The sequence below is a fragment of the Streptomyces sp. NPDC086080 genome (genome assembly GCF_044540255.1).
Taxonomy (GTDB): domain Bacteria; phylum Actinomycetota; class Actinomycetes; order Streptomycetales; family Streptomycetaceae; genus Streptomyces.
This window is the reverse complement of sequence record NZ_JBITRU010000012.1, coordinates 143,080-168,872: the sequence shown is the minus strand read 5'-3', so window position 1 is coordinate 168,872 and position 25,793 is coordinate 143,080. Positions and strand designations below refer to the sequence as shown.

At 67.7% G+C, this 25,793-nt stretch carries 27 protein-coding genes and 1 tRNA gene; 7 read left to right on the top strand and 21 right to left on the bottom strand.

Going from position 1 to position 25,793, the window contains the following annotated elements; genetic code table 11:
- Positions 1-91: 91 nt before the first annotated feature.
- Together bcp and ACIF9R_RS17200 are read left to right on the top strand one after the other, a co-directional pair.
- Entirely contained in the window at positions 92-559 is a 468-nt protein-coding gene (gene bcp, locus ACIF9R_RS17205; RefSeq protein WP_399980326.1) for a thioredoxin-dependent thiol peroxidase, read from the top strand.
- 174 nt (positions 560-733) lie between these two features.
- A tRNA-Leu gene (locus tag ACIF9R_RS17200) sits at positions 734-820 on the top strand.
- Positions 821-869: 49 nt separating this feature from the next.
- Here ACIF9R_RS17200 and rdgB read toward each other — a convergent pair.
- The 4 genes from rdgB to ACIF9R_RS17180 all read right to left on the bottom strand — a co-directional run bounded on the left by rdgB (position 870) and on the right by ACIF9R_RS17180 (position 3,128).
- A complete protein-coding gene (rdgB, locus tag ACIF9R_RS17195) occupies positions 870-1,472 on the bottom strand; it encodes an RdgB/HAM1 family non-canonical purine NTP pyrophosphatase (protein ID WP_399980324.1) in 603 nt (200 codons plus the stop codon).
- A 52-nt stretch (positions 1,473-1,524) separates the two neighbouring features.
- Entirely contained in the window at positions 1,525-1,923 is a 399-nt protein-coding gene (locus tag ACIF9R_RS17190) for a hypothetical protein (protein WP_399980322.1), read from the bottom strand.
- A 141-nt stretch (positions 1,924-2,064) separates the two neighbouring features.
- Positions 2,065-2,802, bottom strand: coding sequence for a ribonuclease PH (rph, locus tag ACIF9R_RS17185; protein WP_399980319.1), 738 nt, complete (start codon positions 2,800-2,802; stop codon positions 2,065-2,067).
- A 92-nt stretch (positions 2,803-2,894) separates the two neighbouring features.
- Positions 2,895-3,128, bottom strand: coding sequence for a glucose PTS transporter subunit EIIB (locus ACIF9R_RS17180; RefSeq protein WP_399980317.1), 234 nt, complete (start codon positions 3,126-3,128; stop codon positions 2,895-2,897).
- 197 nt (positions 3,129-3,325) lie between these two features.
- On the opposite strand from ACIF9R_RS17180, the gene ACIF9R_RS17175 reads away from it, so the two are divergent.
- Together ACIF9R_RS17175 and ACIF9R_RS17170 are read left to right on the top strand one after the other, a co-directional pair.
- On the top strand, positions 3,326-4,639 hold the full coding sequence (locus ACIF9R_RS17175) for a PTS transporter subunit EIIC (RefSeq protein ID WP_399980315.1): 1,314 nt from the start codon (positions 3,326-3,328) through the stop codon (positions 4,637-4,639).
- A gap of 276 nt (positions 4,640-4,915) precedes the next feature.
- The gene (locus ACIF9R_RS17170) at positions 4,916-6,178 is read left to right on the top strand and encodes a PTS transporter subunit EIIC (protein WP_399980313.1); all 1,263 of its coding nucleotides are present in this window, start codon (positions 4,916-4,918) and stop codon (positions 6,176-6,178) included.
- A 96-nt stretch (positions 6,179-6,274) separates the two neighbouring features.
- On the opposite strand, the gene ACIF9R_RS17165 is transcribed toward ACIF9R_RS17170, so the two are convergent.
- From ACIF9R_RS17165 to ACIF9R_RS17155, 3 genes are all read right to left on the bottom strand, one after another.
- Entirely contained in the window at positions 6,275-7,024 is a 750-nt protein-coding gene (locus ACIF9R_RS17165) for an MBL fold metallo-hydrolase (protein ID WP_399980311.1), read from the bottom strand.
- Positions 7,025-7,319: 295 nt separating this feature from the next.
- Entirely contained in the window at positions 7,320-8,246 is a 927-nt protein-coding gene (locus tag ACIF9R_RS17160) for an NAD-dependent epimerase/dehydratase family protein (protein WP_399980309.1), read from the bottom strand.
- A gap of 11 nt (positions 8,247-8,257) precedes the next feature.
- Positions 8,258-9,553, bottom strand: coding sequence for a nucleotide sugar dehydrogenase (locus tag ACIF9R_RS17155; protein WP_399980307.1), 1,296 nt, complete (start codon positions 9,551-9,553; stop codon positions 8,258-8,260).
- A gap of 341 nt (positions 9,554-9,894) precedes the next feature.
- On the opposite strand from ACIF9R_RS17155, the gene metG reads away from it, so the two are divergent.
- Positions 9,895-11,619: a methionine--tRNA ligase gene (gene metG / locus ACIF9R_RS17150; protein ID WP_399980305.1), complete on the top strand. Its 1,725-nt coding sequence runs from the start codon at positions 9,895-9,897 to the stop codon at positions 11,617-11,619.
- Between the two features lie 32 nt (positions 11,620-11,651).
- Here metG and ACIF9R_RS17145 read toward each other — a convergent pair whose 3' ends face one another.
- The 6 genes from ACIF9R_RS17145 to ACIF9R_RS17120 are packed head-to-tail and all read right to left on the bottom strand — an operon-like array spanning position 11,652 to position 17,565.
- The gene (locus tag ACIF9R_RS17145; protein ID WP_399980303.1) at positions 11,652-12,290 is read right to left on the bottom strand and encodes a histidine phosphatase family protein; all 639 of its coding nucleotides are present in this window, start codon (positions 12,288-12,290) and stop codon (positions 11,652-11,654) included.
- A 23-nt stretch (positions 12,291-12,313) separates the two neighbouring features.
- Positions 12,314-12,868, bottom strand: a complete 555-nt coding sequence (locus ACIF9R_RS17140) for an FkbM family methyltransferase (protein ID WP_399980301.1) — start codon at positions 12,866-12,868, stop codon at positions 12,314-12,316.
- Entirely contained in the window at positions 12,820-14,376 is a 1,557-nt protein-coding gene (locus ACIF9R_RS17135) for a hypothetical protein (protein ID WP_399980299.1), read from the bottom strand. Before ACIF9R_RS17135 ends, ACIF9R_RS17140 begins: the two co-directional genes overlap by 49 nt.
- Positions 14,377-14,421: 45 nt before the next feature.
- Entirely contained in the window at positions 14,422-15,564 is a 1,143-nt protein-coding gene (locus ACIF9R_RS17130) for a glycosyltransferase family protein (RefSeq protein WP_399980297.1), read from the bottom strand.
- A 13-nt stretch (positions 15,565-15,577) separates the two neighbouring features.
- Positions 15,578-16,894, bottom strand: a complete 1,317-nt coding sequence (locus ACIF9R_RS17125) for a N,N-dimethylformamidase beta subunit family domain-containing protein (protein ID WP_399980295.1) — start codon at positions 16,892-16,894, stop codon at positions 15,578-15,580.
- Positions 16,891-17,565, bottom strand: coding sequence for a class I SAM-dependent methyltransferase (locus tag ACIF9R_RS17120; protein ID WP_399980293.1), 675 nt, complete (start codon positions 17,563-17,565; stop codon positions 16,891-16,893). The genes ACIF9R_RS17125 and ACIF9R_RS17120 overlap by 4 nt, the downstream gene beginning before the upstream one ends.
- 273 nt (positions 17,566-17,838) lie before the next feature.
- Here ACIF9R_RS17120 and ACIF9R_RS17115 point away from each other — a divergent pair, with 273 nt between their 5' ends.
- Both ACIF9R_RS17115 and ACIF9R_RS17110 read left to right on the top strand, forming a co-directional pair.
- Positions 17,839-18,879 (top strand): AAA family ATPase, encoded by a 1,041-nt coding sequence (locus ACIF9R_RS17115; RefSeq protein ID WP_399980291.1) that lies wholly within the window; start codon positions 17,839-17,841, stop codon positions 18,877-18,879.
- The gene (locus tag ACIF9R_RS17110; protein WP_399980289.1) at positions 18,876-19,460 is read left to right on the top strand and encodes a guanylate kinase; all 585 of its coding nucleotides are present in this window, start codon (positions 18,876-18,878) and stop codon (positions 19,458-19,460) included. The genes ACIF9R_RS17115 and ACIF9R_RS17110 overlap by 4 nt, the downstream gene beginning before the upstream one ends.
- A gap of 36 nt (positions 19,461-19,496) precedes the next feature.
- On the opposite strand, the gene ACIF9R_RS17105 is transcribed toward ACIF9R_RS17110, so the two are convergent.
- The 8 genes from ACIF9R_RS17105 to ACIF9R_RS17070 form a co-directional block, all read right to left on the bottom strand.
- Positions 19,497-20,348 (bottom strand): DUF1932 domain-containing protein, encoded by an 852-nt coding sequence (locus ACIF9R_RS17105; protein ID WP_399980286.1) that lies wholly within the window; start codon positions 20,346-20,348, stop codon positions 19,497-19,499.
- On the bottom strand, positions 20,345-21,010 hold the full coding sequence (locus ACIF9R_RS17100; RefSeq protein WP_399980284.1) for an HAD family hydrolase: 666 nt from the start codon (positions 21,008-21,010) through the stop codon (positions 20,345-20,347). The genes ACIF9R_RS17105 and ACIF9R_RS17100 overlap by 4 nt, the downstream gene beginning before the upstream one ends.
- A gap of 75 nt (positions 21,011-21,085) precedes the next feature.
- Positions 21,086-21,229, bottom strand: coding sequence for a hypothetical protein (locus ACIF9R_RS17095; protein ID WP_399980282.1), 144 nt, complete (start codon positions 21,227-21,229; stop codon positions 21,086-21,088).
- Positions 21,230-21,814: 585 nt separating this feature from the next.
- Positions 21,815-22,765: a PLP-dependent cysteine synthase family protein gene (locus tag ACIF9R_RS17090; RefSeq protein WP_399980280.1), complete on the bottom strand. Its 951-nt coding sequence runs from the start codon at positions 22,763-22,765 to the stop codon at positions 21,815-21,817.
- 6 nt (positions 22,766-22,771) lie between these two features.
- The gene (locus ACIF9R_RS17085; protein ID WP_399980277.1) at positions 22,772-23,050 is read right to left on the bottom strand and encodes a MoaD/ThiS family protein; all 279 of its coding nucleotides are present in this window, start codon (positions 23,048-23,050) and stop codon (positions 22,772-22,774) included.
- Positions 23,051-23,160: 110 nt separating this feature from the next.
- A complete protein-coding gene (locus ACIF9R_RS17080) occupies positions 23,161-23,256 on the bottom strand; it encodes a putative leader peptide (protein ID WP_399980275.1) in 96 nt (31 codons plus the stop codon).
- Between the two features lie 98 nt (positions 23,257-23,354).
- Entirely contained in the window at positions 23,355-23,777 is a 423-nt protein-coding gene (locus ACIF9R_RS17075; protein WP_399980272.1) for a Mov34/MPN/PAD-1 family protein, read from the bottom strand.
- 156 nt (positions 23,778-23,933) lie between these two features.
- On the bottom strand, positions 23,934-25,475 hold the full coding sequence (locus ACIF9R_RS17070; RefSeq protein ID WP_399980269.1) for an alanine/glycine:cation symporter family protein: 1,542 nt from the start codon (positions 25,473-25,475) through the stop codon (positions 23,934-23,936).
- Positions 25,476-25,793: the final 318 nt, after the last annotated feature.

Below are 25,793 nucleotides of genomic sequence, written 5' to 3'. Positions count from 1 at the left end.
CTCCGCGCCTCCACGCACGGTCAGGACCCCCGGTTACCCTCGATCCCGGCACCCGACGCACCCAGCGCGCACGTACGAGGAGACCAGACCGATGAGCGAACGCCTCCAGCCCGGAGACGAGGCCCCCGCCTTCACCCTGCCCGACGCCGACGGCAACGAGGTGTCCCTGGCCGGCCACAAGGGCCGCAAGGTCATCGTCTACTTCTACCCCGCCGCCCTCACCCCCGGCTGCACCAAGCAGGCCTGCGACTTCACCGACAACCTCGAGCTGCTGGCGGGCGCCGGCTACGACGTCATCGGCATCTCGCCGGACAAGCCGGAGAAGCTCGCCAAGTTCCGCGAGAAGGAGTCGCTGAAGATCACTCTCCTCGCCGACCCGGAGAAGCGGGTCCTCGACGCCTACGCCGCCTTCGGCGAGAAGAAGAACTACGGCAGGACCTATATGGGCGTCATCCGCTCCACGATCGTCGTCGATGAACAGGGCAAGGTCGAGCACGCCTTCTACAACGTCCGCGCCACGGGCCACGTAGCCAAGATCATCAAGGACCTGGGCATCTGACCCCACCCCCTCCGGAACGGCCCGCACCCACGACTCACTGCGCGGGCCGTTCCGCTTCACGCGCCTGCCCGTCCGGTCCGGGGCCGCCGTGCCCCGACCGTCGGGCACCGGTCGGCACCTGACGCAGGAGACGCGCAAGGCAAGGCACATCTCCCGGTACGATGACAGGCGCCCGCGGCGGTGGCGCAATGGCGACGCAGCAGACTTAGGATCTGTGGCCCTTGATCGGGCTTGAGGGTTCGAATCCCTTCCGCCGCACCAAGACGGCCTGCGAATCAGAAGATGATGCGCAGGCCGTTGTGATGAGGGCTCAGCCCAGCAACTCCCGTACCACCGGCACCAGGGCGCGGAACGCCTTGCCGCGGTGGCTGATGGCGTTCTTTTCGGCGGGCGTCAGCTCCGCGCAGGTGCGGGTGTCGCCCTCCGGCTGGAGGATCGGGTCGTAGCCGAAGCCTCCCGTGCCGGTGGGGCTGTGGCGGAGGGTGCCCGTCAGGCGGCCCTCGACGACGCGCTGCGTGCCGTCGGGGAGGGCCAGGGCTGCGGCGCAGGCGAAGTGGGCGCCCCGGTGGGTGTCGGCGATGTCCGAGAGCTGGGCCAGGAGGAGGTCCAGGTTGGCCCGGTCGTCGCCGTGGGTGCCTGCCCAGCGGGCGGAGAAGATGCCGGGGGCGCCGCCCAGGACGTCCACGCAGAGGCCGGAGTCGTCGGCGACGGCCGGGAGGCCGGTGGCCCGGGCGAGGGCATGGGCCTTGAGGAGGGCGTTCTCGGCGAAGGTGACGCCGGTTTCCCTGACGTCGGGGATGTCGGGGTAGGCGTCGGCGCCGACGAGGTCGTGGGACAGGCCCGCGTCGGCGAGGATCGAGCGCAGCTCGGTGAGCTTTCCGGCGTTGCGGGTGGCGAGGATCAGGCGGGTCATGGGCCCAGTATGTCCGGGCCCATGCGCGGTTCGTGCGCCGGTGGTTGGTCCGCTACGGGGTGCAGACCTTGGTGAGTTCGCCGGCGGCGTCGGTGATGGGGCTGATGTCGGGGGTGGCGTCGCCGTTCTCGACGGAGGTGCGGACGTTGTCGACGGCCTTGCCGAGATCGTCGACGGCCTTGGAGACGTCGGCGTTGTCGGTCTTGTCGCCGATCTCGGTGAGGTTCCGGTCTATCGAGTCGAGGGACTCCTCGAGCTGGGTGACGTCGTCGCCCGCGTTCTCGACGGCCTGCTGCATGTCCGTGACGCTGTCGGCGATGGCGTCGGCGGTCTGGACGCAGTCCAGTGCCTTGTCGACGGCGGCGCAGCCGGTGGTGAGTCCGGCGGTCAGCGCGACGGCTGCCAGGGTGGCGGCGACGGCTGTGGTGCGGCGTCGGCGTCTCGCGGCCATGGAACGTCCCTCCCTCGTCGGGCCGGTGCGGCCCGGATCATCGGCCGGGCGCCCGGGGGGTGAGCCGTGCGCCCGTACTGGATCAGACGCGGGGGTGGCCGGCGCGGTTGCTCCACGTCGGCCACGTCCTTGGTCTGCCTTTTACCTTTCGAGGACGGTATCAAGGGCGGCGCGCTGGGCGGTAGCGAGTTCGGCGCAGCCGGTGACGGCGAGGTCGAGGAGGGCGTTCAGTTCGTCGCGGGCGAAGGGTTCGGCCTCGGCGGTGCCCTGGACCTCGACGAAGCGGCCGTCGCCGGTGCAGACGACGTTCATGTCGGTGTCGGCCTTGACGTCCTCCTCGTAGCGGAGGTCGAGGAGGGGGGTTCCGGCGACGATGCCGACGGAGACGGCGCTGACGGTGCCGGTGAGGGGCCGGCGGCCGGGCTTGACGAGCTTCCTGCCCTGGGCCCAGGTGATGGCGTCGGCGAGGGCGACGTAGGAGCCGGTGATGGCGGCGGTGCGGGTGCCGCCGTCGGCCTGGAGGACGTCGCAGTCGAGGACGACGGTGTTCTCGCCGAGGGCCTTGTAGTCGATGACGGCGCGCAGGGAGCGGCCGATGAGGCGGCTGATCTCGTGGGTGCGGCCACCGATGCGGCCGCGGACGGATTCGCGGTCGCCGCGGGTGTTGGTGGCGCGGGGCAGCATCGAGTATTCGGCGGTGACCCAGCCCTCGCCGCTGCCCTTGCGCCAGCGCGGGACGCCTTCGGTGAAGGAGGCGGTGCAGAGGACTTTGGTGTCGCCGAAGGAGACGAGGACGGAGCCTTCGGCGTGCTTGCTCCAGCCGCGTTCGATGGTGACCGGGCGGAGTTGTTCGGGGGTGCGGCCGTCGATTCGAGACATGGCGGTGAGCCTAGCCGTACGTGCGGGAGGGGCCCCTTCCGCGGTGGGCAGGGGCCCCGAACGTGTGGTGTGCGCACGGCTTTTGCCGTGGGTTACATCATGTCTTCGATCTCGGCGGCGAGGGGGTCGGCGTCGGTGCCGATGACGACCTGGATGGCGTTGCCCATCTTGACGACGCCGTGGGCGCCGGCGGCCTTGAGGGCGGCTTCGTCGACCTTGGCGGCGTCCACGACTTCGGTGCGGAGGCGGGTGATGCAGCCCTCGATCTCGTCGATGTTGTCGATACCGCCGAGTCCGGCGACGATCTTCTCAGCCTTGGTGGCCATGCTCGTTCTCCCTGATCCGAACCGGTTGGTCGCGATAACCCACAGTTTGGCCCATCTGTGCGAGCGGTCGTGTCGAGGGTGCCGAAGGATGGCGTCACGACGGCGGAACCGTCCCGCCCCACTGGTCTACACCACCAGGTGGACTGCCGCCAAACCCGTCATGCCCGTCGTGACCGCGTTCCAGCGAGGGGGACCGGATGAGCGCCGACAGCCCTGCCAGCGCCGAGCCCACGGTGAGTCCCGCGCGGGAGCGGTGGAACCGGTTGTTCCAGGGTCTGCAGAAGATGGGGCGCAGTCTTCAGCTGCCGATCGCGGTGCTGCCGGCGGCGGGCATCCTCAACCGGCTGGGGCAGCCGGATGTGTTCGGGGACGACGGTCTTGGCTGGACGAACGTCTCGAAGGTGATGGCGGGCGCGGGCGGCGCCCTGCTGGACGGTTCGCTGGGGCTGCCGCTGCTGTTCTGTGTGGGGGTGGCCATCGGGATGGCGAAGAAGGCCGACGGTTCGACGGCGCTGGCGGCGGTGGCGGGGTTCCTCGTCTACTTCAATGTGCTGCGTCAGTTCCCGGAGGACTGTCCGGAGGGGTCGGAGGCGGTGCCGCAGGTCGGGTGCCGGGTGACCGACGGGTCGGGGACGGTGACGGCGTTCACGTTCCAGAATCCGGGGGTCTTCGGCGGCATCGTGATCGGGTTGATGGCGGCGTACTTCTGGCAGCGGTTCCACCGGACGAAGCTGGTGGACTGGCTGGGGTTCTTCAACGGGCGGCGCCTCGTCCCGATCATCATGGCGTTCGCGGCGATCGTGTTCGCGGCGCTGTGCCTGTGGGTGTGGCCGCCGATCGGCGACGCGCTGGAGAGTTTCAGTGACTGGATGAGCGGTCTGGGCGCGTGGGGCGCGGGGGTCTTCGGTATCGCGAACCGGGCGCTGCTGGTGGTGGGGCTGCATCAGTTCCTGAACGTGCCCATCTGGTTCCAGTTCGGTTCGTACACGAAGCCGGACGGGACGGTGGTGCACGGTGACATCAACATGTTCCTGGCGGGTGATCCGGAGGCGGGGCAGTTCCTGTCCGGGTTCTTCCCGATCATGATGTTCGCGCTGCCTGCGGCGGCGCTGGCGATCACGCACTGCGCGAGGCCCAGCCGGCGCAAGGAGGTCGGCGGTCTGATGCTGTCGGTGGCGCTGACGTCGTTCGTCACGGGCATCACCGAGCCGATCGAGTACTCGTTCCTGTTCATCGCGCCTTTGCTGTACGTGGTGCACGCGGTGCTGACGGGTGTGTCGATGGCGGTGACGTGGGGGCTGGGGGTGCATGACGGGTTCAGCTTCTCGGCGGGGCTGATCGACTACGTCATCAACTGGAACCTGGCGACCAGGCCGTGGCTGATCGTCCCGATCGGTCTGGCGTTCGCGGCGCTCTACTACGTCATCTTCCGCTTCGCCATCACGCGGTTCGATCTGAAGACTCCGGGACGGGAGCCGGAGGAGGAGGTGGAGGACACGACCAAGGCCTGATCCGGCGGGCCGCGCACGGTTGCTGGAGCCCTTGGACCCGGTGGTCCGGGGGCTTTTCGGTGCGCCCGGGAGGATTCCGTTTCGCGGTCGCGGGCAGGCACGGTGCGTAGCCCTGCGGTCGCGGGATTGACGGGTTCCTTTATGTGGCCTTCATCGTGTACAACAGGTCTACACCACTGAGTGGTGTAGACCACGCGTACAGGCTTCTGCCGCGCGTTCAGGACGCCGCCGTCCTCTTCCTGTCCCTGGCGGCGCCTTGCCCACTGGAGGAAGACGATGAGCACGGCGAGCACGGCAACCGCCGAGAAGAAGAAGGGCGCCGGGGCGATGGCCGTCCTGCAGCGCATCGGCCGCAGCCTCATGCTGCCGGTCGCGGTGCTGCCCGCGGCCGCCCTTCTGGTGCGCCTCGGGAACACGGACATGCTGGGGCGCGAGTCGTTCCCCGGTTTCGTCACCAAGATCGCCGGTTTCATGGCGGCCGGTGGAAACGCGATCCTCGACAACATGGCGCTGCTGTTCGCCGTGGGCATCGCGATCGGCTTCGCGAAGAAGTCGGACGGCTCGACGGCGCTCGCGGCCGTGGTCGGCTACCTGGTCTTCAGGGAAGTCCTCGGCACCTTCACCGACGGCAGCCTGCCGAAGGAGGAAGCCATCGTCGACGGCAAGATCGTGATGGTCGAGCAGGCGGTGGACGCCAAGGTGCTCGGCGGGGTGGTCATGGGCCTTGTCGTCGCCCTGCTCTACCAGCGCTTCTATCGCACCAAGCTGCCCGACTGGGCGGGCTTCTTCGGCGGCCGCCGCCTGGTCCCGATCCTGTCGGCGTTCGCCGGTCTGGTCATCGGCATCGTCTTCGGCTACATATGGCCGGTCCTCGGCACGGGTCTGCACAACTTCGGTGAGTGGCTGGTCGGCTCCGGCGCCGTGGGCGCGGGCATCTTCGGTGTCGCCAACCGTGCCCTGATCCCGGTCGGCATGCACCACCTGCTGAACTCCTTCCCCTGGCTCCAGGCGGGCGAGTACGAGGGCAAGAGCGGTGACATCGCCCGCTTCCTCGCGGGTGATCCGACCGCAGGGCAGTTCATGACCGGCTTCTTCCCGATCATGATGTTCGCGCTGCCCGCCGCCTGTCTCGCCATCGTGCACTGCGCTCGCCCCGAACGCCGCAAGGTCGTCGGCGGCATGATGTTCTCCCTGGCACTGACCTCGTTCGTCACCGGTGTGACCGAGCCCATCGAGTTCACGTTCATGTTCATCGCACCGGTCCTGTACGCGATCCACGCGGTCCTCACCGGTGTCTCGATGGCGCTGACCTGGGCGCTGGGAATGAAGGACGGCTTCGGCTTCTCGGCCGGCGCGATCGACTTCGGCCTGAACCTGGGCATAGCGACCAACCCATGGGGCCTGGCCCTGGTCGGCCTCTGCTTCGCGGCGGTCTACTACGCGGTCTTCCGCTTCGCGATCACCAGGTTCAACCTTCCCACCCCGGGCCGTGAGTCGGACGAGGAACTGGCCGAAATGGCGAAGGCCGAGGCCAAGTAGGACCTACGAGGAACCGCAACCGCACCCTGCCGAATGCCCCGATCCGCTGCGTGGCCGGGGCATTCGGCGGTTTCGGGCAGGGAACGACTCCGGGCGTCAGATCTCGTACGTCGTCCCGGCCGACGCCAGACCCACCGGACCGTCGTACACCGCGCGGGCGTCGGTGAGGTTGATCTGTGGGTCGGTCCACGGGGGGATGTGGGTGAGGATCAGCCGGCGCACACCCGCGCGGGCCGCCGTCTCACCCGCCTCGCGGCCGTTGAGGTGCAGGTCGGGGATGTTCTCCTTGCCGTGCGTGAAAGCGGCCTCGCACAGGAAGAGGTCGGCGTCGCGGGCGAGGTCGTCCAGCACGGGGCTGACTCCCGTGTCGCCGGAGTAGGTCAGCGTCTTCCCCCCGTGCTCGATGCGGATGCCGTACGCCTCGACCGGGTGCGCCACGCGCTCGGTGTGGACGAGGAACGGGCCGATCTCGAAGGTGGACGGCTTGACCGTGTGGAAGTCGAAGACCTCGCTCATGGAGGAGGCCGAGGGAGTGTCGGCGTAGGCGGTGGTCAGCCGGTGCTCGGTGCCCTCGGGTCCGTAGACCGGCAGGGGCGCGCAACGGCCCTCGTGCCGGTAGTACCGCGCGACGAAGTAGCCGCACATGTCGATGCAGTGGTCGGCGTGCAGATGGCTGAGGAAGATCGCGTCGAGGTCGTAGAGACCGCAGTGGCGCTGCAACTCGCCCAGGGCGCCGTTGCCCATGTCGAGAAGCAGCCGGAAGCCGTCGGCCTCGACGAGGTAGCTCGAGCAGGCCGATTCCGCGGACGGGAACGACCCCGAGCAGCCGACGACGGTGAGCTTCATGAAGCAGAAACCTCCGCTGGCGCGTATGGAGAGACGGGGGTCGTGCGGTTCGTCGAGCGTAAGGGGCGAAACCTGTGGTCGCTCCTCCACCAGGGGCTGTTGTGGGCGAACTCACCTGTGGGCCGCCACCATCCGGGCTACCTGGCGTTCAGCCGTTCGACCATGATCCGAGGGCACATCACGCCGCCTCCGACAGGACGCCAACGACATGAGGCAGTCACCACTCTGCCGGCGTAACGGCATCTCCTCCGCAGGAGTCGTGATGTACCAACTCAGCACAGAGCCGCATCTGTGATCAAGCACGGAGCCAATTGGCTGTGGCTGATATCCCAGCCCGTAAGGGCGTAGGTGTGCTCGTCGGAAAGAGTGTCCGTAGGCGGGCGTCGTCAGCCTGCGAGTGGGGAACATCACCGACGCGGTCGCCTGTGTGCTCCCGCTGAGCGCGGAACCCGGTTGCAGCCTCGATTTCGGCGATCAGATCCAGGAGGGACGTTCGCGTACCGAAGGCCAGGTTTACTGGCCAGGGTTCGACGACTCGGCGCAGGAGAGCGTCGGTGAGGACATCACAGACCGTGCCGACGTAGGTGAAGTCGCGCGTCTGCGTGCCGTCACCGTGCACCGTCAGGAAGCGTCCGTCGAGCGTGGCGCTGATCCACTTCGGAATGACCGCGGCGTAGGGGTGGTCTGCGCGCTGGCCGGGCCCGTAGACGTTGAAGAAGCGAAAGGGCAGTACGGGCAGACCGAAGCTGTAGTGGTACGCACCCAGGTACGCCTCCGTGGCCAGTTTGGTGACCGCATACGGGCTCATTGGGGCGGTAGAGAGGTCTTCGCGCTTCGGAAGGCGCGGGTTCGCGCCGTAGACGGAGGACGAGGAGGCGGCTATCACCTGCAGGTTGCCGGCTCGGCGGGCTGCTTCGAGGACCTGGAGAGTTCCGGTCGCGTTGGCGTGGTGACTGGCCAGGGGGTCCTTCACGGAGCGCGGCACGGACGGCAGGGCCGCCAGGTGGACGACGGCGTCCGCGTCGTGAAATGCCTGCTTCAGGAGAGCGGCGTCCTGAATGTCACCCTTGAAGAAGCGGACATCCAAGCCCGCGATGTTCTCCTTGTTGCCGGTGGAGAGGTTGTCGATCACCCGGATTTGGCTGATCTCGCGGCGCTCCGTCAAGGTCCTGGCCAGGTTGCTACCGATGAACCCGGCGCCACCGGTGATCACGATCTTCACGTGGCTTCCCTTCAGAGAGAGTCGACGTGGACGCCGGCGAGTCGACGGCGGCAGTCGAGGATGTACGGGGCGTGGGCGGTGATCAGGGGGTAGTCGAAGGCGTCGTGGTCGGCGAGCAGGACGACGGCGTCTGCTGCCTCCAGGGACTCAGGGGTCACCTCGACTCGTTGCAGGTTCTCCAGGTTCGCCGCCCGAGGGTGAGCGTCGTCGCTGACGTGAGGGTCAGCCGCCTGAACCTCTGCCCCCATGCTGATGAGCAGCTCGGCAATGCGTGCTGCTGGGGTCTCGCGGGCGTCGCCGGTGTTGGCCTTGTACGCGAGGCCGAGCAGCAGAATCCGGGAGCCGTTGAGGGACTTCCGGCGCTTGTTGAGGCCGTCGACGAGGCGCCGGACCACATAGTCGGGCATGTGGTTGTTGACGTCGTTCGCCAGCTCGACGAAGCGGAAGCTGCGCCCTAATGTGTGCTGGACACGCCAGGACAGGTACGACGGGTCTATGGGCAGGCAGTGGCCTCCGACGCCCGGGCCCGGGGTGAAGCGCATGAACCCGAAGGGCTTGGTCGAGGCTGCGTCGGTTGCCGACCAGACGTCGATGTCCAACTCGTGGGCGAAGATTGCCAGCTCGTTGGCGAGGGCGATGTTCACGTGCCGGAAGGTGTTCTCCAGCAGCTTGGCCAGCTCGGCTTCCTTGCAGTTGGTGACCGGGACGACCGTGTGGACGAGGGACGCGTAGAAGCGGTGGACGGCTTCCTTGGAGGCGGGGTCGATGCCGGAGATGACCTTGGGGGTGTTCTCCAGCTTCCACGTGGGATTTCCCGGGTCTATGCGCTCGGGGCTGTAGCCGAGGTGGAAGTCCTGGCCGGCGACCAGGCCGGCGGCGTGTTCGAGGAGCGGGCCGAAGACTTCCTCGGTCGTGCCGGGGTACGTGGTGGACTCCAGGACGACGGTTGCCCCACGTGTGAGGTGGCGGCCGAGCATTCGCGCCGCGTCCTCGACGTGGGATAGGTCAGGCGCCCCATCTCGGAGGGGCGTGGGAACCGTGACGATCGCTACGTCGAAGTCCGCGCAGTCGGACGCGTCGATGGTTGGGCGATAGGCGCCGGTGGTAAGAAGCGGGGCAAGGCGTGAGTCCGGGATGTCTTCGATGTACGACTCTCCGTTTACGAGGTGCTTGACGCGCTGGGCGTCCACGTCGAAGCCGACGACCTGGTGCCCGACCTCGGCGGCTCTGACGGCGAGCGGGAGTCCGACGTATCCCTGTCCCACTACGACGACGCGGAGCCGTTGGAACGCGCGCGTCTTGATCATGCTGTCCACCTATTGGGATTCGGGCGGGGGCGTGGGCGGTGCATGTGGATCGGCGGCGTGGCGGGCGCTCTAAGATGAGAAGTACCTCGGCCGTACGAGACTCGCTTGGCCGCCTGTCTCGGACGGCCGAGCGCCTTCTTGGTCACGGGTGGGCAGGCCGCAAAATCCGCGGGAAGGGCAAACCGCCGGTTCGATACGATGGCCGTGGCCTGCAGACCCGTACCGTCACCGTGCGTGATGCCAAGACGCGAGCTAAGTGATCGCAACGGCTGCAGCTTCCCAACCTGGGCCCGCCGTGGCACCGCCGCCGGCGCCGTACGTACGAAATGGAGCATCCGAGGATGGCTCGACACCTGGTCACCAGCGCGCTTCCCTACATCAACGGGATCAAGCACCTGGGCAACATGGTCGGGTCGATGCTTCCGGCGGACGTGTACTCCCGGTACCTCCGCCAGCGCGGCCACGACGTCCTCTACATCTGCGCCACCGACGAGCACGGCACGCCGGCCGAGCTGGCCGCCAAGGAGGCCGGGCTCTCGGTCGAGGAGTTCTGCGCGCAGGCGCATGACGCTCAGAAGGCCGTGTACGACGGGTTCGAGCTGGCCTTCGATTACTTCGGGCGCAGCTCGTCGCAGCAGAACGTCCAGATCACCCAGCACTTCGCGCGGAAGTTGAACGAGAACGGCTTTGTCGAGGAGCGCGCCATCCGCCAGGTGTACTCGCCTGTCGACGGCCGATTCCTGCCGGACCGGTACGTCGAAGGCACCTGCCCACACTGCGGATACGACAAGGCTCGCGGCGACCAGTGCGAGAACTGCACCCGCGTCCTCGACCCGACCGACCTGCTCAACCCGCGCTCGGCGATCAGCGGCTCCACGGAGCTGGAGATCCGCGAGACCAAGCACCTCTTCCTGCTGCAGTCCAAGCTCCAGCACGAGGTCGAGGCGTGGATCGACACCGTCAGCGAGGAGTGGCCGCACCTGTCCTCGGCTATCGCCCGCAAGTGGCTGACCGAAGGCCTGCACGACCGGGCGATCACCCGAGACCTGGACTGGGGCGTCCCGGTGCCGGCCGACACCTGGCCCGACCTCGCAGCCGAGGGCAAGGTCTTCTACGTCTGGTTCGACGCCCCGATCGAGTACATCGGTGCGACGAAGGAGTGGGCGGATGTCGCCCCGGACGGCGAGGTCCGTGACTGGAAGTCGTGGTGGTACGAGGCCGACGACACCGTCCGCTACACCCAGTTCATGGCCAAGGACAACGTCCCCTTCCACACCGTGATGTTCCCGGCCACCGAGCTTGGCGTTCGTGAGCCGTGGAAGAAGGTCGACTTCGTCAAGGGCTTCAACTGGCTGACGTACTACGGCGGCAAGTTCTCCACGTCCCAGAAACGTGGCATCTTCACGGACGCCGCCCTGGAGATCCTCCCCGGTGACTACTGGCGCTACTTCCTGATCGCCAACGCGCCGGAGTCCGACGACTCGTCGTTCACCTGGGAGCACTTCACCGCCACGGTCAACAAGGACCTGGCCGACACCCTGGGGAACTTCGTCAACCGCGTGCTCTCCTTCTCCCGCAAGCGGTTCGGCGACGAGGTCCCGGCCGGCCACTCGACCGGCGAGGCCGAGGCGAAGCTGGGCGAGGAGATCGCGCGGCTCCTTGCCGAGTACGAGGAACAGATGGAGGCTCTCCAGTTCCGCAAGGCCGCGGCTGCTCTGCGTGCGCTGTGGTCGGCGGGCAACTCCTACCTTGAGGAGAAGGCTCCCTGGCTGGCGATCAAGACCGACCCGGACGCCGCCGCGCTGACCCTGCGCACCGCGATGAACCTGATCCACCTGTACGCGGTTGTCTCCGAGCCGTTCATTCCGGCCACCGCTGCTGCCATGCGCGGAGCCTTCGCGCTGGAAGGTGACACTGCGGCCTGGGCGACTGCCGAGCAGGCCAAGGCACTGGACACCGTCCCGGCCGGGATCGCGTTCACTGTTCCGCCGGTCCTTTTCGCGAAGATCACCGAGGAGGACCTGGAGTCCTATCGGGCGCGCTTCGGCGGTGGCGAGGACGCCTGACCGTATCTCTCGCACCGGTACCGCCTGCGCTCTCATCGGGCGGTACCCATGTTGAGACGGTTGGACAGGTCGGCGGCCGGCACATTCATCAGCCGGATGCGAGGGGTGCCGTCGCCGACCTCGACCCATGTGACGCCTGCGGATCCGGGGACGTGATCGAGATAGCGATCGAAGCCGTTCCCGGTTAGCCACAGCAGTAGGCAGGCGAGCCCTCCGCCATGCCCGATAAGGATGGCCGTACGCTGCGATCCCGCGCAGACTTCGTCCCAGAGATGTGAGTAGCGGGATTGGACGTCCTCGGACGACTCGCCGCCGGGCGTACGGAGTTGATGGATGGGAACGCCTCGGCGGGCGGCTTCGGCTGCTGCGAGGTCCCTGGGCCGGCCTCCGAGGTAACCGCTGTTCTTGGCGGCCAGGCGCTCCTCCACTCGTACTTCGGCGGGGGTGAGCGCGGCAGTCAGCAGCGCGGCGGACTGACGGCAGCGCGACATCGGGCTGACGAGCATCTGGTCCACGGTGACGCCGACTGTAGCGAGGCTGTCGCCGACCTGGCGAATGTCGTCCTTACCCCGCTTGCTGAGCCTGCCGCCGACAGCCTGGCCCTGGTGGATGCCCTGCCGGTTTTCCTCTGTCTCACCGTGCTTGATCAGGTAGATGTGCTTCGACTGCATGGCGTGGTGTCCCCTCCTTCGGGTCAGTCCCAGTCGCGGACGTCGACACAGGCGGACACGGCCTTGGCGACCTGTTCGTGGTCGCCGCGGCTCATGGCGGGGAAGCGGTCGTAGTGCCACTCGATGTAGAGGACGGAGATGAGGTTGATCGTCCCGTCGGCGAGCAGCTTGCTGAGCACGGGATACTCGGCACCCTCGATGTCCATTTTCACGACGACGTGATCATCCGCGGTGACCGTCCGGCCCAACCAGGAACTGAAGTCGGTCGCCGGGACGGGGACCGGCGCGCTGTAGTCGATCTGCTGGTCGTACATCGGCGGCACGCGCTTGCCGGGCATCACGGTCGAACTCTCGTGGTGGCCGAGGAAGAGGTCGATCGTCCCGTCGTGGGTCCACAACGCGCTGTGGGAGATCTCGACGCGCGGGAAGTGAGGGGCCTGCTCGACTTGCCGGCGGATGGAGGGGAGCAGGTCTTTGTTGGGCTCGAACGCATAGAAATCATGGTCCGGAAGCTCGTGGATGAAGCGGTTCAGCACGATTCCGAGGTTCGTGCCGCAGTCGATGAAGACCTTGCGCATGAGGTACTCCCTTGGTCAGCGCTGGATGTGAGGAGGTCGATCTCCTGCACGGTGCGGTTGGTGAGCAGGACGAAGTCGCCGGTGGCTGGGCGGTAGCAGCGCTCCTCGTAGCGGATCGTGATGCGGCGGACAGGTTCCTCACCGCGGTAGGGAGGAAGGTCGCCCCATCGGTAGAGCTGGCCGCCCGGAGCCTTGAGGCGGCGCAGTGATCGGGGCAGGGTGCCTTTCTGCGCGCCGGCGTTGAGCTGGGTGAACATCCTGGTCAGGAAGGCGATGTGCTCGCGCGCCTGTTGCTTGTCCGTATGTACCTGGCCGTAGGTTTGCTTGAGCGCGCGGAGTTGGTCCCGGTCGCCGCCCGCCTCGACGAGGAAGTCGCGGAGTTGCCGGTCCCAGACGATGCCGAGGTGACCATGGAGGACGGGCTCGTCGGTGAGGAAGTAGCCCAGGACGCGGCCGTACTCGCGCTCGTACGGGCACATGAAGTCGTTGTAGAGCCCGAGCGTCACCCCGGAGACGGTCTCCACCTGCCAATGGACGCGTGCCGTGAAGGGGGAGTCCCACCAGCCCAGGTGCCAGGGCTGCCACAGCAGGTCGGCGGTGCTGAGCAGGAGCACAGCGAGCGCGATCAGTGCGGCGGGCCAGCCGAAGGCCGCGTCGTACTCCGCACCGGGAAGCAGCGTGATCGTGATTGCGAGGGCGGTGTTGGTGACGATGTTCTCCCAGAAGAGGATCCCGGAGGCGAGCGCCACGGCAGCGTTGAAGAGCGCGGTGGCCAACAGGGCCGTGATGAGCAGTCGGCGATCGAGGAACGCGATGAGGCCGGCAGCCTCGACGGCCATCGCGAGGAAGTTGACCGGACGATCGAGGACGCGCGCACGGCGCAGCACGCGCGACACGGTCTCGGCACGAAGGAAGCGCGCCCAGCCCCAGGAATATGCGGAGGCCATGAGGTAGTGGGTGTGGTTGTGCCAGACCCATGACCACGGGTAGGGCCCAAGGCGGGCCTTGCTCCAGGCCGGTTTGACGTAGTGGGAGAGCGAGACACAGCCGAGGACCAACACCAGTGCCGCTGCGGAACACGCGGCGCCGAAGAGCATAGCCACGAAGAACCAGGCCAGGTACACCTTGAGTAGACGCGTGGGCATCATCGCGTGGTGTTTCCAGCCGCGCAGCTTGCCGCAGTACACGGCCATCCACGGCAGCAGGGCCGCCGGCCACAGGCATGACGCGGCTGCGAGGAGAAGCAGCAGCCGTTTGTCGCGGCGCTGGGGAGCGATGGGCTCTGTGACGTCGTAGTCGCTGGTTGCGCCCTGCCAGGTGAGCAAAACGATCACGGAGACAACGAACCAGCGTAGCGGGCTCGGCTCGGGCGACGGCCGGAACGCGGCCAGTACCGCGAGCGCGAGCGCGATGATCACGGCCAGCAGAACCCAGCGACGGCGAGCGAGGGCTCGTACCGCTGGAGAGACCGCGAAGCGATAGCAGGCCACGACTGCGGCCACTGACACCCCGAGGTCGATGTGTGAGGGGAGCGGGGGAGTCGCCATGGCCGCCTACCGCGCGGATGGCGTGAGGGTCCGCTGACTGGCTGCGGGAAGGCTCTCCAGATAGGAGGCGATCCGTTCCCGCGGATCGGCCAGGAGGTACTCGTCCCGGTGGTGCACGACGTTGTTGCGCAGTTCCCGGCTTCGGTTGAGGAAGCCGAGCACCGCTCCGGGGGTGATGTGCGGTGCTGAAGTGCCCAGTTCGGCTTCGTGGACGACCTTGGCGCACCAGTGCTGGTCGTAGGTGGGCAGGGGAACCAGGTGGACCGGTTTGCCGAGGACAAAGGCTTCGCTGATGAGGTTGAAGCCGGCGTTGGAGAAGACCACCTCGGACCGTGCCATGTCGGCGATGAACGCCTCACGGTCGAAGGTGCAGATCTCGATCCTGTCGCTGGCGTACTGGTGCAGGTTCCTGGCCTCTGCCGCCTGCGCATAGATCCGCAGGGCGCGGTCTGGCACATGCCGGCGGAAGACCTCGGCGAGGGCCCGCACGGCCTCTTCCGGGCCGTGGTCGAAGTAGCGCGAGAAGTAGGCCGTGGCGACGGGCTCGGTGGTGACCGGGGCGGAGCGGATCACTTCAGGTACGACTGGGGCGATTAACTCCAGCTTTCGGTTGTCGGCCTCCAGTGGGACGAAGGAGCAGATGAACGATCGGTCGACGTGGGGCGCGAAGTAGCGCAGACGCTGCTCGTCAGCGGTGCGGGCGTACCGGCCGACAGCGGGCAGGTCGAGGTGCCGGTACTTGCTCTGCTGGTCGACGGAAACCAGCGGCCTGCCGAAGTAGTGAGCCAAGCGAGGGGTGTTGGGCTCGTAGTCGGTGATGAACACGTCCGGGACGCCGGTGTCCCGAGTGATCCGACGCAGACGGATGTGCTTGGTGACGCCGGCGGGCACCTGCCAGAGGTTGGCGCGTATGGCGTCGCTCGCGTGTATGCGGTCGCCCCGGGCCAGAAGCGTCGGCATCCACCCGTCCCACGCGGGGAAACCGAGGTCGCGGAAGTACTCCACGCGGGCCGAGCCGTTAGTGATGATCCGCACCTGGTGTCCGCGGTCGCGGAGGTACTGGGCGATCACACTCTGCCTGACGGAGTGCCCCATGCCGATGCTGTTGACGCCGATGACCACGCTGAGTGGACGTGTGTACCCAGACACGTTGATCCCTTCGTCAGGAGAGTCGAGTGATGACGTTGCGGGTGATGGAGGCGACCTGGGGGTCGGTGGCCAGCAGGCGCGCCCAGTCGGTGGTCGCGGCGGTGAAAACCGTGCCGACCGCGGTGTAGAGGCCGAGGGTGGCCGCACGGGGGCTGGTCGTCGGCTCCCGGGCTGCGAAGTTCCAGTCGGAGGGCAGCGGCGCGATGCCGAGGATCTCGAAGTCCTTCGGCGTCCCGTCCTGGCCCGTCGGACGCGGTCGGCCGACCGCGTCGAACTCGTACGCCGCTCCGTCGCATTCGTAGCCGATGAGGGCTGCCTCGCGTCCGAGGACGCCGCCGGTCCTCAGACCTGTGCCGGAGAAGACCCAGTGGCCCCCGTCCGCCACGGTGAACCCGAGCGGTGCACGATGGCCGTCCCAGTGGCCACCGCCGTTGCGGTAGCTCACCCCGAGCAGAGCGTTCTCGGGCTCCGACTCCCACCAGTGGTCCGGGCAGCCGTACGAGCTGTCCGGGTCAGTCCCTGCGGGGGCCCCGGGAGGAAACTTGGCGCAGCTCAGCTCGGTACCGTTCGGGGCGACATTCACCCGCCACCAGCAAGTGTTGGCGCCGAAGTTGGCGATGTTGCCGCCGGCGTCACGGAAGGCGGTGACGTTCCTGCGGGCGTCAGTGCTCCAGTACTCGTCATGCCCGGCGGACACCAGAAGGCGGTATCCGTCGTTCAGGTGCCGACCTTCGTGGATGTCCAGGTCGGTGCAGAAGTCGCTCTCTAGCCCGTTCTCCTCCATCCATGCGATGAAGGGGGCGTCCCAGTGCGCGAACGTCTGCCGGGGAGACGTGGAGTCGTACGGGTCGGGCAGCCCCTTGACCGGGCCTCCGACACCACCTCCGGGACGGAGCATGGTCACCTGAGACGCGCTGTACAGGCTGCCGCCGCCTGCCGTGTTGTATGCCTGGTAGGTGAAGGTCGGGATCTTGTAGAGGATCCTGCGGTCCGAGCGGGCCGCAGGTGCGACGACCAGCATGATCCGCGCCTCGCGAGAATCCATCGGTGGCGTGCAGGAGGTCCGCTCCGTGCTCAGGACCGCGATGTAGACCCCGGACCTCCAGTCGGGCGGTACGGGAAACTCGTATGCAGGCCACTGCCAGTCCCTGTCGAACGTTCCGGGATCGGCGGCGCGGCCCGGCCACTCGGCGTGCCCTGCGTGCTGAGGAGTCATCCCCCAGCGGTAGAAGTCGACGTGAAACCGAAGGGCCGATGTGGCGATGTGTAACTGGATCACCTCGCCGGCGCGGACGCTCGGGCGAGCGGGGTAGCCGTTGATGCTGGTCATTCGCTTCCCCAAGGACGCGCGATGCCAACGAGGTGATATGCGTCGATCGGGTCGATGTGTGCTTCCCGGCCCGGGTCGTTCAGTTGCGAGGTGAAACTGGGAGCGTCGTGCAGAACCTTCACGGCGAGGTGTTGGGATCCATCGGCGAGACGACGGCGCGCAGTCGGCACCTGCGCCTCGGCTACAGGTTCTTCGATCTCCGCCTTCGCGGGTGAGTCGTCAAGGAAGGCCACGCAGCCACCGGGAGCCGCGCCCCTCAGCAGGGCCCAGAAGGCTTCCATTTCCACGGACGGAACGTGGCTGAGCCGGAAGGCGAAGAAGACGGTGTCGTACTGGCGGTCCGGCTCCCAGTTGAAGATGTCCGCTTCGATGAAGCGAGTCGCCGTGCCCCGCATCCGGGCATGGGCGATACGGAGCATTTCCGGGGTGGCGTCCAGCGCGGTCAGAGTGCGTGCGCGGCCGGCGAGGAGATGGGTCCACTGGCCCGTTCCGCACACGAGTTCAAGGACGTCGCCGATGACGGGCAGCTCATCGAGGACTTTCACGAGCTGGAGCATGGGCTGCCGTTCGTCGTATGCGCTGTCGTACTCGGCGGCTCTTGCCCGGAAGTAGGCGATCTGGCGCTGGGACCAGCCGGGTTGGTCCGAGACCTGCTCTGTCGTGTCGTGCACGGTGGCCTCTCATTCCATGGCGCGGAGTTGTCACGTGGTCAGCCGCTTCGAGCACATGACGTGATCGAGATGCGGAAAAACGCGGTCCGATCTCGTGGGTAATGAGGGTCCGAGGCGGCCGGACAATCACCGCTTCGGCTGCGTCCATGACACCGGCAGAGCAGGATGGGGAGTATCACAAGCAGTTGTCGTTGCTGCTCATCGGCCGGCGACCTGACTTTTCAACATCCGCTTACACACGGGTTCATGAGGGGCAGACTTAGCCTCCGGATCATGACTGGAGACGGGCAGGCGGTAGCACACGTGGGCAGGAACCGTCCGGGGTGGCGGCCGGAAAAGCTGAGGGAGCAACGGGAAGCACACGGCTTGACGCTCGAAGGCGCGGGCGAGCGGCTGCGCGAGGTCGCCGCGGCTGCCGGGCTCGCCGTGCCGGCGGCCAACTTCCAAACCCTGTGGCAGCACGAGCAGGGCGAGGTCTATCCCGGACCGCACTACCGCCGTGCCTACTGCTTGCTGTACCGCGCCACCGAGCCCGAGCTGGGACTCCGTGCCCCGCTCCCCGGTGAGGCGACGCAGCATGCGTTCACCGCGTCCAGCGAGCCGCACAACGGGACCCACGTCCTGGCCGTCGAGCGCGCACTGAGCCAGCTCACGCCCGCGACGGAGCAGGTTGACGGCCTGGGCGTACAGCAGCGCGTCCTCGATGCCTGGAAACGTCGGCACACCGGCGGCGACCCGAACCGGCCGACACTGATGATGGTCGGGGGCTATGCGGGAAGTGGTAAGTCGGAGTTCGCCCGCTTCATCTCGCAGCTCACCGGATGGCCTGTACTCGACAAGGACCCGATCACCAGGCCGCTCGTCGAGCGTCTCCTCGTGGAGATGGGCAGCGACCCCAACGATCGTCACACGGACCTGTACCGGGAGAAGGTGCGCCCACTGGAATACCAGTGCCTCCTGGAAACCGCGTATGCGAACGTCGACTGCGCAATCAGTACCGTCCTCTCGGCGCCGTTCGTCGCCGAGGCGACCGACGAGCGGTGGATACGGCGCCTGATCAACCGGTGCGAAGCACGCGGAGTCACCGTCGCTGTGGTCTGGATGCTCTGTGACCTCGACACCATGCACGAGTACATCAGCTTCCGCTCCGCCGCCCGCGACAGCTGGAAGCTGCAGAACTGGGACGCGTACGCGGCCACCATCGACCTCGACCTGCGTCCCGTAGTGCCGCACCTGGTCGTCGACAACCGGCTCGGCTCGGCCATATCTCTCACCGACCAGGTACGCCAAGTCTTCGGGACGGTGTTCCAGTGAGGCCTGCCAAGCCCGTCTCTCAGAGCCACGGAATCCTGCTGTACGGCCCACCCGCCTCGGGCAAGGACACGGTTACCGCCGCGCTCACCGAACTTGATCCCCGATACGTCCCCTTCACCCGCCTCAAGATCGGAAGCGGCCGAACGAAGGGCTATCGGATGGGTAGCCAGGAGCAACTGGCCGAACTGGAGGCGCGCGGCGATGTCATTTACCGCAACGACCGGTACGGCAACATCTACGTGGTTGACCGGCCCGGCCTGGAGCACGCCATGGAAGGCAGCAGGGTCCCCGTCCTGCACCTCGGCCAGATGGCGGGGATCGAGCAGGTCACCGCCCGATTTCCGGCGCACTGGACGCGCGTGCTGCTGTGGTGCCCTAGGGAGACCACCGCTCGGCGCTCACCCCTGCGAGGCGACACCGACACCGATGCCCGGCTGGCCGCCTGGGACGCCACACGGGTCGATCTTGCGGCCCATCCGCACTCTGAGTGGGACCTGCGCATGGATACCGAGGAGACGGCGCCCCATGAGGCAGCGAAGAGGATCCACGATGTGGTGCGCGCTGCGGGGCGTTCCTCTTGAGAGCCGGACGCGGCAGGTACCGTGGACGGAAACCGGTCAGCCTGCCTGATCCGGATCCTCTTCATTGCGCAGGGCCTTCAGGGCTTGGGCGATATCCAGGTGTTTGTCCCTGCTGGCGTCCCATGGGGCGAGCGTTTCAGCGGCGGCGTGCATGAGGGCGTCCGGTAGCCCGGCGTCGGCGAGCAGCGCTGCCGCGTCTTCCAGCTCCGGTCCCCAACGCCAGGCGCGGGCAGCGGTCTTGGGGATGTAGTCGGTCTCCACGAGGTAGCTGCGGGTGCGCTTGGCCGCGATTGTCAGCAGCTCGTCGGAGACGCCGTACGCATCGGCCGCACCGTACGCCACAGCAGCCAGGACACGGGAGACCTTCTGGTAGCTGGAGTACGCCAGCTTGAGCGCGGAGGCTTTGCCGATCTCCTCGCCGAGAGAGTGCGTTCGTACGGCGGTATCCGTGAATAGGGCCTCGACTGCGGCGGCTTGCTCGACTGGGCCGGACAGGTACAGCGTCGGGGACTTCCCACCGACGGGCGGCGAGCCGACCACGGCGGCGTCGAGGACCACGCTCTGTGGGAGGCCTTCGGCGATGCGGCGCATGCGCTCCGGCGCGATGGCATTCGCCTCCACGTACGTCTTGCCTGCGAAGCCCTGCTCCGACACGTGCGCGGCGATGTCCTCTGCCGCAGCCGGGGGACACAAAGCCAGGAGAAGGTCAGCGCGGGCCACGAGCGAGGGAAAGGTCTCGGCTTCGAGTCCTGCCTGCTCGGCCCTCCGGGCGGAAGCGTTACTCCGGCCGTGTGGGCACCACAGCACAGTGATGCCGCGGGCACGCAGCTGAGCGCCGAACGCGGCTCCCATGCTGCCGGGGTGCAGCAGCCCAACCGTGGGTGTCACGTCGTACTCCTCGTGGCGCTGTCGGACAGGAGCAGTTCAAAAGCCGCACGAGTGTGCTGGACCCGATGATCAGGTTCGGGAAGGTCCGCCGGCCAGGCAGCACCGTTGGCGATCCAAATGGTGCCGAGCCCTGCAGCTCGGCCGCCGCCGATGTCGTTGACCGGGTTGTCGCCGATCATCCAGCCGCCCGCGCTCAATGTGGTGCCGCAGCGTGCAGCGGCCTGGGCGAAGTGCTCTTGCTGCGGCTTACGGGCGGCGACCTCCTCAGAGATGCAGATGCCCTCCACACGGGAGTGGATGCCGGTGGCCCGCAGCTTGGCCGTCTGGATGTCGGTGGCGCCGTTGGTCGCAATCCCGATGCGCCAGCCGCGCCCTCGCAGCTCGTCCAGACCGGTGAGGACGTCGGCAGGGCAGGACACCATGGCGGCGATGTCGGCGCAGTACGACCGCCACAGAGCATCCGCCGTGCTGGTCAGTCCATACCGCATGCGGACTTCCTCAAAGCTGGACGGGTAGGCGCGGTCACCGATCAGATCGAGGAGCTCCTGTTGCGCCTTCCCTCCCAGACGGTGCCGAGCGGTGAAGTCCACGACCCATTCCCTGAGGGTGCCCTGCCGGTCCACCAGGGTGTTGTCGAGGTCGAAAAGTACGAGGCGCTGCACACGCTGCACCTTAATCTGCACAGCAGGTACGCAAGGCCGCCCTGAAGTTTCCCCGTGATCTCGGACACGTGATCGTTATGCCGCGAGGGCGTGCTGATGCCGCTGCCTGGTCTCGGCTGGGGTGAGATAGCCGAAGGTCTTGTGCTTGCGCAGTCGGCGGCGGTTGTAGAAGATCCCGATGAAGTTGCAGACCTGCACGTCAGCGCCCTTTCCTGACATCCATGCAGCTCACAGAAGTGCTCGGATCTGTTGTGGGCGAACTCACCTGTGCTGTCACCGGTTCGGCTGGATAGGGCGCACGCCGGGACGGGAGGGGCGCGCGGTGGAGGCTCGCGCCGGTACGGTCTGGACATGGACACGGCTTGGTGGCTCGCACTCGCCGCGGTGGTACTGCTCGCGTTGGTCACCACGCTCGTCGACGGGTGGGGCCGGGGGCATCGGCCCCGGCGGCGGCGCGGGTTCGGTGGCGGGCGGGGCGGCTGGGACGACTCCGCGAACACGGGCCACCGCTCCGCGTACACGGACGACTCGGGGAACACCGGCCGCCCCGCGCACACGGACGGCCCGCGGAACACGGGTAGCCCCCGGACCACGGACAGCCCGGGGAACACCGGCCGCTCCACGCACACGGACGGCCCGGGAAACACGGACGGCCCGCGGAACACGAGTAGCTCCCGGACCGCGGACGGCCCGGGGAACACGGGTAGCCCCCGGACCACGGGCCGCCCGGGAGACACGGACCGCCCCGGGAACGTGTGAGGGGCCGGAGGTGATGCTCTCCGGCCCCTCACCCCGCATGGCGCGTCACGCCCAGAGCTGGCCCTGGAGCGCGGCGATGGCCTCTTCGGTCGTCGCGGCCGTGTAGACGCCGGTCGAGAGGTACTTCCAGCCGCCGTCGGCGACGACGAAGACCACGTCGGCGGACTCCCCCGCCTTCAGCGCCTTGTTGGCGACGCCGATCGCCGCGTGCAGTCCCGCGCCGGTGGAGACGCCGGCGAAGATGCCCTCCTGCTGGAGGAGTTCGCGGGTGCGGGTGACGGCGTCGGCGGACCCCACGGAGAAGCGGGTGGTCAGCACGGAGCCGTCGTAGAGCTCGGGGACGAAGCCCTCGTCGAGGTTGCGCAGGCCGTAGACGAGGTCGTCGTAGCGCGGTTCGGCGGCGACGATCTTGACGTCGGGCTTGTGCTCGCGCAGGTATCGGCCGACCCCCATGAGGGTGCCGGTGGTGCCGAGGCCGGCCACGAAGTGGGTGATCGACGGCAGGTCGGCGAGGATCTCGGGGCCGGTGGTCGCGTAGTGGGCGCCGGCGTTGTCCGGGTTGCCGTACTGGTAGAGCATCACCCAGTCGGGGTGCTCGGCGGAGAGTTCCTTCGCGACCCGCACGGCGGTGTTGGAGCCGCCGGCGGCCGGGGAGGAGATGATCTCCGCGCCCCACATGCCGAGCAGGTCACGGCGTTCCTGCGAGGTGTTCTCGGGCATCACGCAGACCATACGGTAGCCCTTGAGCTTGGCGGCCATGGCGAGCGAGATGCCGGTGTTGCCGCTGGTCGGCTCGAGGATCGTGCAGCCGGGGGTGAGCCGGCCGTCCTTCTCCGCCTGCTCGATCATGAACAGGGCGGGACGGTCCTTGATGGAGCCGGTGGGGTTGCGGTCCTCCAGCTTCGCCCAGATGCGGACGTCGGCGGACGGCGAGAGCCGCGGAAGGCGCACCAGAGGGGTGTTGCCCACCGCGGCCAGCGGGGAGTCGTACCGCATCGCCGATCAGGCCATACCGCCGGCCACAGCCGGCAGGATCGTGATGCTGTCGCCGTCGGACAGCTTGGTGTTGATGCCGTCGAGGAAGCGGACGTCCTCGTCGTTGAGGTAGACGTTCACGAAGCGGCGCAGCTGCTCGCCGTCGACGATGCGCGCCTGGATGCCGGCATGCCGGGTCTCGAGGTCGGCGAAGAGCTCGGTGACGGTGCTCCCGGTGCCCTCCACCGCCTTCTGGCCGTCGGTGTACTGGCGGAGGATGGTCGGGATACGGACCTCGATGGCCATGGCTGAGGGCTCCTGTCGGATGTGTCTGTCGTCTGTCGTGGGTTCGGGGAGGGCGCGCGGCGGCACGCGGCAGCCCGCCGCGGCTCTCGGCCGTACGGCGGCAGCGGGAATCAACAGAGGGCGCTGTTCAGCCGGCACAGGTCGACGTGCAGCCGCGCCACGAGCAGTGCGCCCGGCGCTTTTTCGCTCACGTCGAGGAGAACCATGCGGTCATCGTATCGATTCCCGGACGCGTCCCCGGAGTGTGATCTCACCTTTCGGACACCCGCCTTCCGCAATACGGGACCGGTGCCGGCTCCGCGGGTCAGTACGCATCGACGATCTTGACCGCTTCCTCGGTGATCTCGCCCTCCACGATACGGAACGAGCGGAACTGGAAGTCGCCGGCGCCGTCGGTGTCGGCGGTGGAGACCAGCACGTAGTGCGCGCCCGGTTCGTTGGCGTACGTCACATCGGTGCGGGAGGGGTAGGCCTCGGTCGCGGTGTGGGAGTGGTAGATCACCACCGGCTCCTCGTCCCGGTCGTCCATGTCCCGGTAGAGCTTGAGCAGGTCGCCCGAGTCGAACTCGTAGAAGGTGGGCGAGCGGGCCGCGTTCAGCATGGGGATGAAGCGCTCGGGGCGGCCGGAGCCCACCGGGCCCGCCACCACGCCGCACGCCTCGTCGGGGTGGTCCTTGCGGGCATGGGCCACGATCTGGTCGTACAGGGCCTGGGTGAGGGTCAGCATGAGGCTCAGGATAAGCAGACGGGCCGTTCCGTACCGAGGGGTGGTACGGAACGGCCCGTATGCCGGACGCCTTGAGCGGATGGCGGCGGGGAACGCCACGAGTACTCCCCGCCGCCGGCGTCCCGGAGGGGACGGGCGAAGCCCGGTCCGCCGGGTTCAGAGCGACTTGGTCGCCACGGTGTCGGCTCCCTCGGCGTCGCGGTCCGCGGTGTCGCCGCTGTCGCGGCGGCGGACGAACTCCAGGAAGGAGTTGAGCTCCCGCTTGACCACGGGGGCCAGCAGGTAGAGGCCGACGATGTTGACGACGGCGAGCAGGAAGAGCGCCGAGTCGGCGAGGCTGATCAGGGAGTCGAGGGAGAGCAGGGCGCCCGCGAGCACGAACGTGCTCCAGAGGCTCTTGAAGATCGTCTCACTGGTCTTGCTGCGGCCGAACAGGTGCGTCCACGCCTTGAGGCCGTAGTAGCCCCAGGTGAGGATCGTGGAGAAGGCGAACAGGAGCACCGCGAGGGTCAGCAGGTGCGGGAACCAGGGCAGGACGGTCTCGAAGGCGTCGGAGGTGATGGTGACGCCGCCGATGTCCTTGCCCTCACGGGCCGCGCCCCAGCTGGCGGGGTTGGCGATGACGATGGTCAGCGCGGTCATGGTGCAGACGACGACCGTGTCGATGAACGGCTCGAGCAGGGCGACCAGGCCCTCGCTGGCGGGGTGCTTGGTCTTGACCGCGGAGTGCGCGATGGGCGCGGAGCCGATGCCGGCCTCGTTGGAGAAGGCGGCGCGCTGGAAGCCGACGATCAGGGCTCCGATGATGCCGCCCGCGACACCCTCGGCCTCGAAGGCGCCCGAGAAGATGGTGCCGATCGCGTCGGGCACGGAGGTGATGTTGACCACGATGACGATCAGGCAGGCGACGATGTACATGATCGCCATGGCGGGGACCAGCCGGCTGGTGACCGAGGCGATGGAGCGGATGCCGCCGAGGAGCACCAGGCCGACCAGGACGGCGATCAGCAGGCCGAAGAAGACCGCGCCGGAGGAGGTGGCCAGGAAGCCTTCCTCACCGCCGAAGGTGGAGGAGATCTGGGCGTAGCTCTGGTTGGTCTGGAAGAGGTTGCCGCCGAAGAGGCCGAAGAAGAGGATCAGGATCGAGGAGAGGACGGCGAGCACCTTGCCGAACGTGGCGCCGCCGCTGCCGAAGCGCTCGGCGAGGCCCTTGGGCAGGTAGTGCATGGGGCCACCGGAGACGGTGCCGTCCGGGTGCTCCTCGCGGTACTTCACACCGAGGGTGACCTCGACGAACTTGCTCGCCATACCGAGCAGACCGCAGACGATCATCCAGAACGTGGCTCCGGGGCCGCCGATGGAGACGGCGACGGCGACACCGGCGATGTTGCCGAGGCCGACGGTGCCGGAGACGGCGGCGGTGAGCGCCTGGAAGTGGTTGACCTCGCCGGGCGCGCCCGGCTCGTCGTACTTACCGCGTACGACGTCGAGCGCAAGCTTGATCTTGCGGGCCTGGACGAAGCCGAACCAGCAGGTGAAGACGAGGCCGGCGATCACGAGCCAGGCAACGATCAGCGGGAGATCGGTGCCGCCGACCGGGACGGTGTAGAAAACGACGTCGCCGACCGCGGTGGAGACGGGGTCGAAGAAATCACTGGTGGCGTCGTCGATTTTCTGGGTGATGGAGTCGAGTGACATCGAACTTCCTCGGAGGACGCGGGGACATGCTGGCGTGGCGCGGCAGAACGGGTACGACGCGTGCGGACGCCGGGGTCCGTGCGGCGGCGATGGGGGGAGAAGGCGTCGGTCCGCGGAACCGGGCCGTCGTCTTCCTGCCGTGCTGGTGGTGCACGCCGGCGGTGACCGGCTTTCTTGCTCACAGCTAGGGGTGGGCCGCAAGCGAGTTGCCGATTCTTACCACGCTGTTCACCTCGGGCCGGGTGACGCGGATCACGAGAAACCGCCCATGCGGAACAAAACCGCAGGGGCGGTGACGGGATCGTTATCCGGACTTGA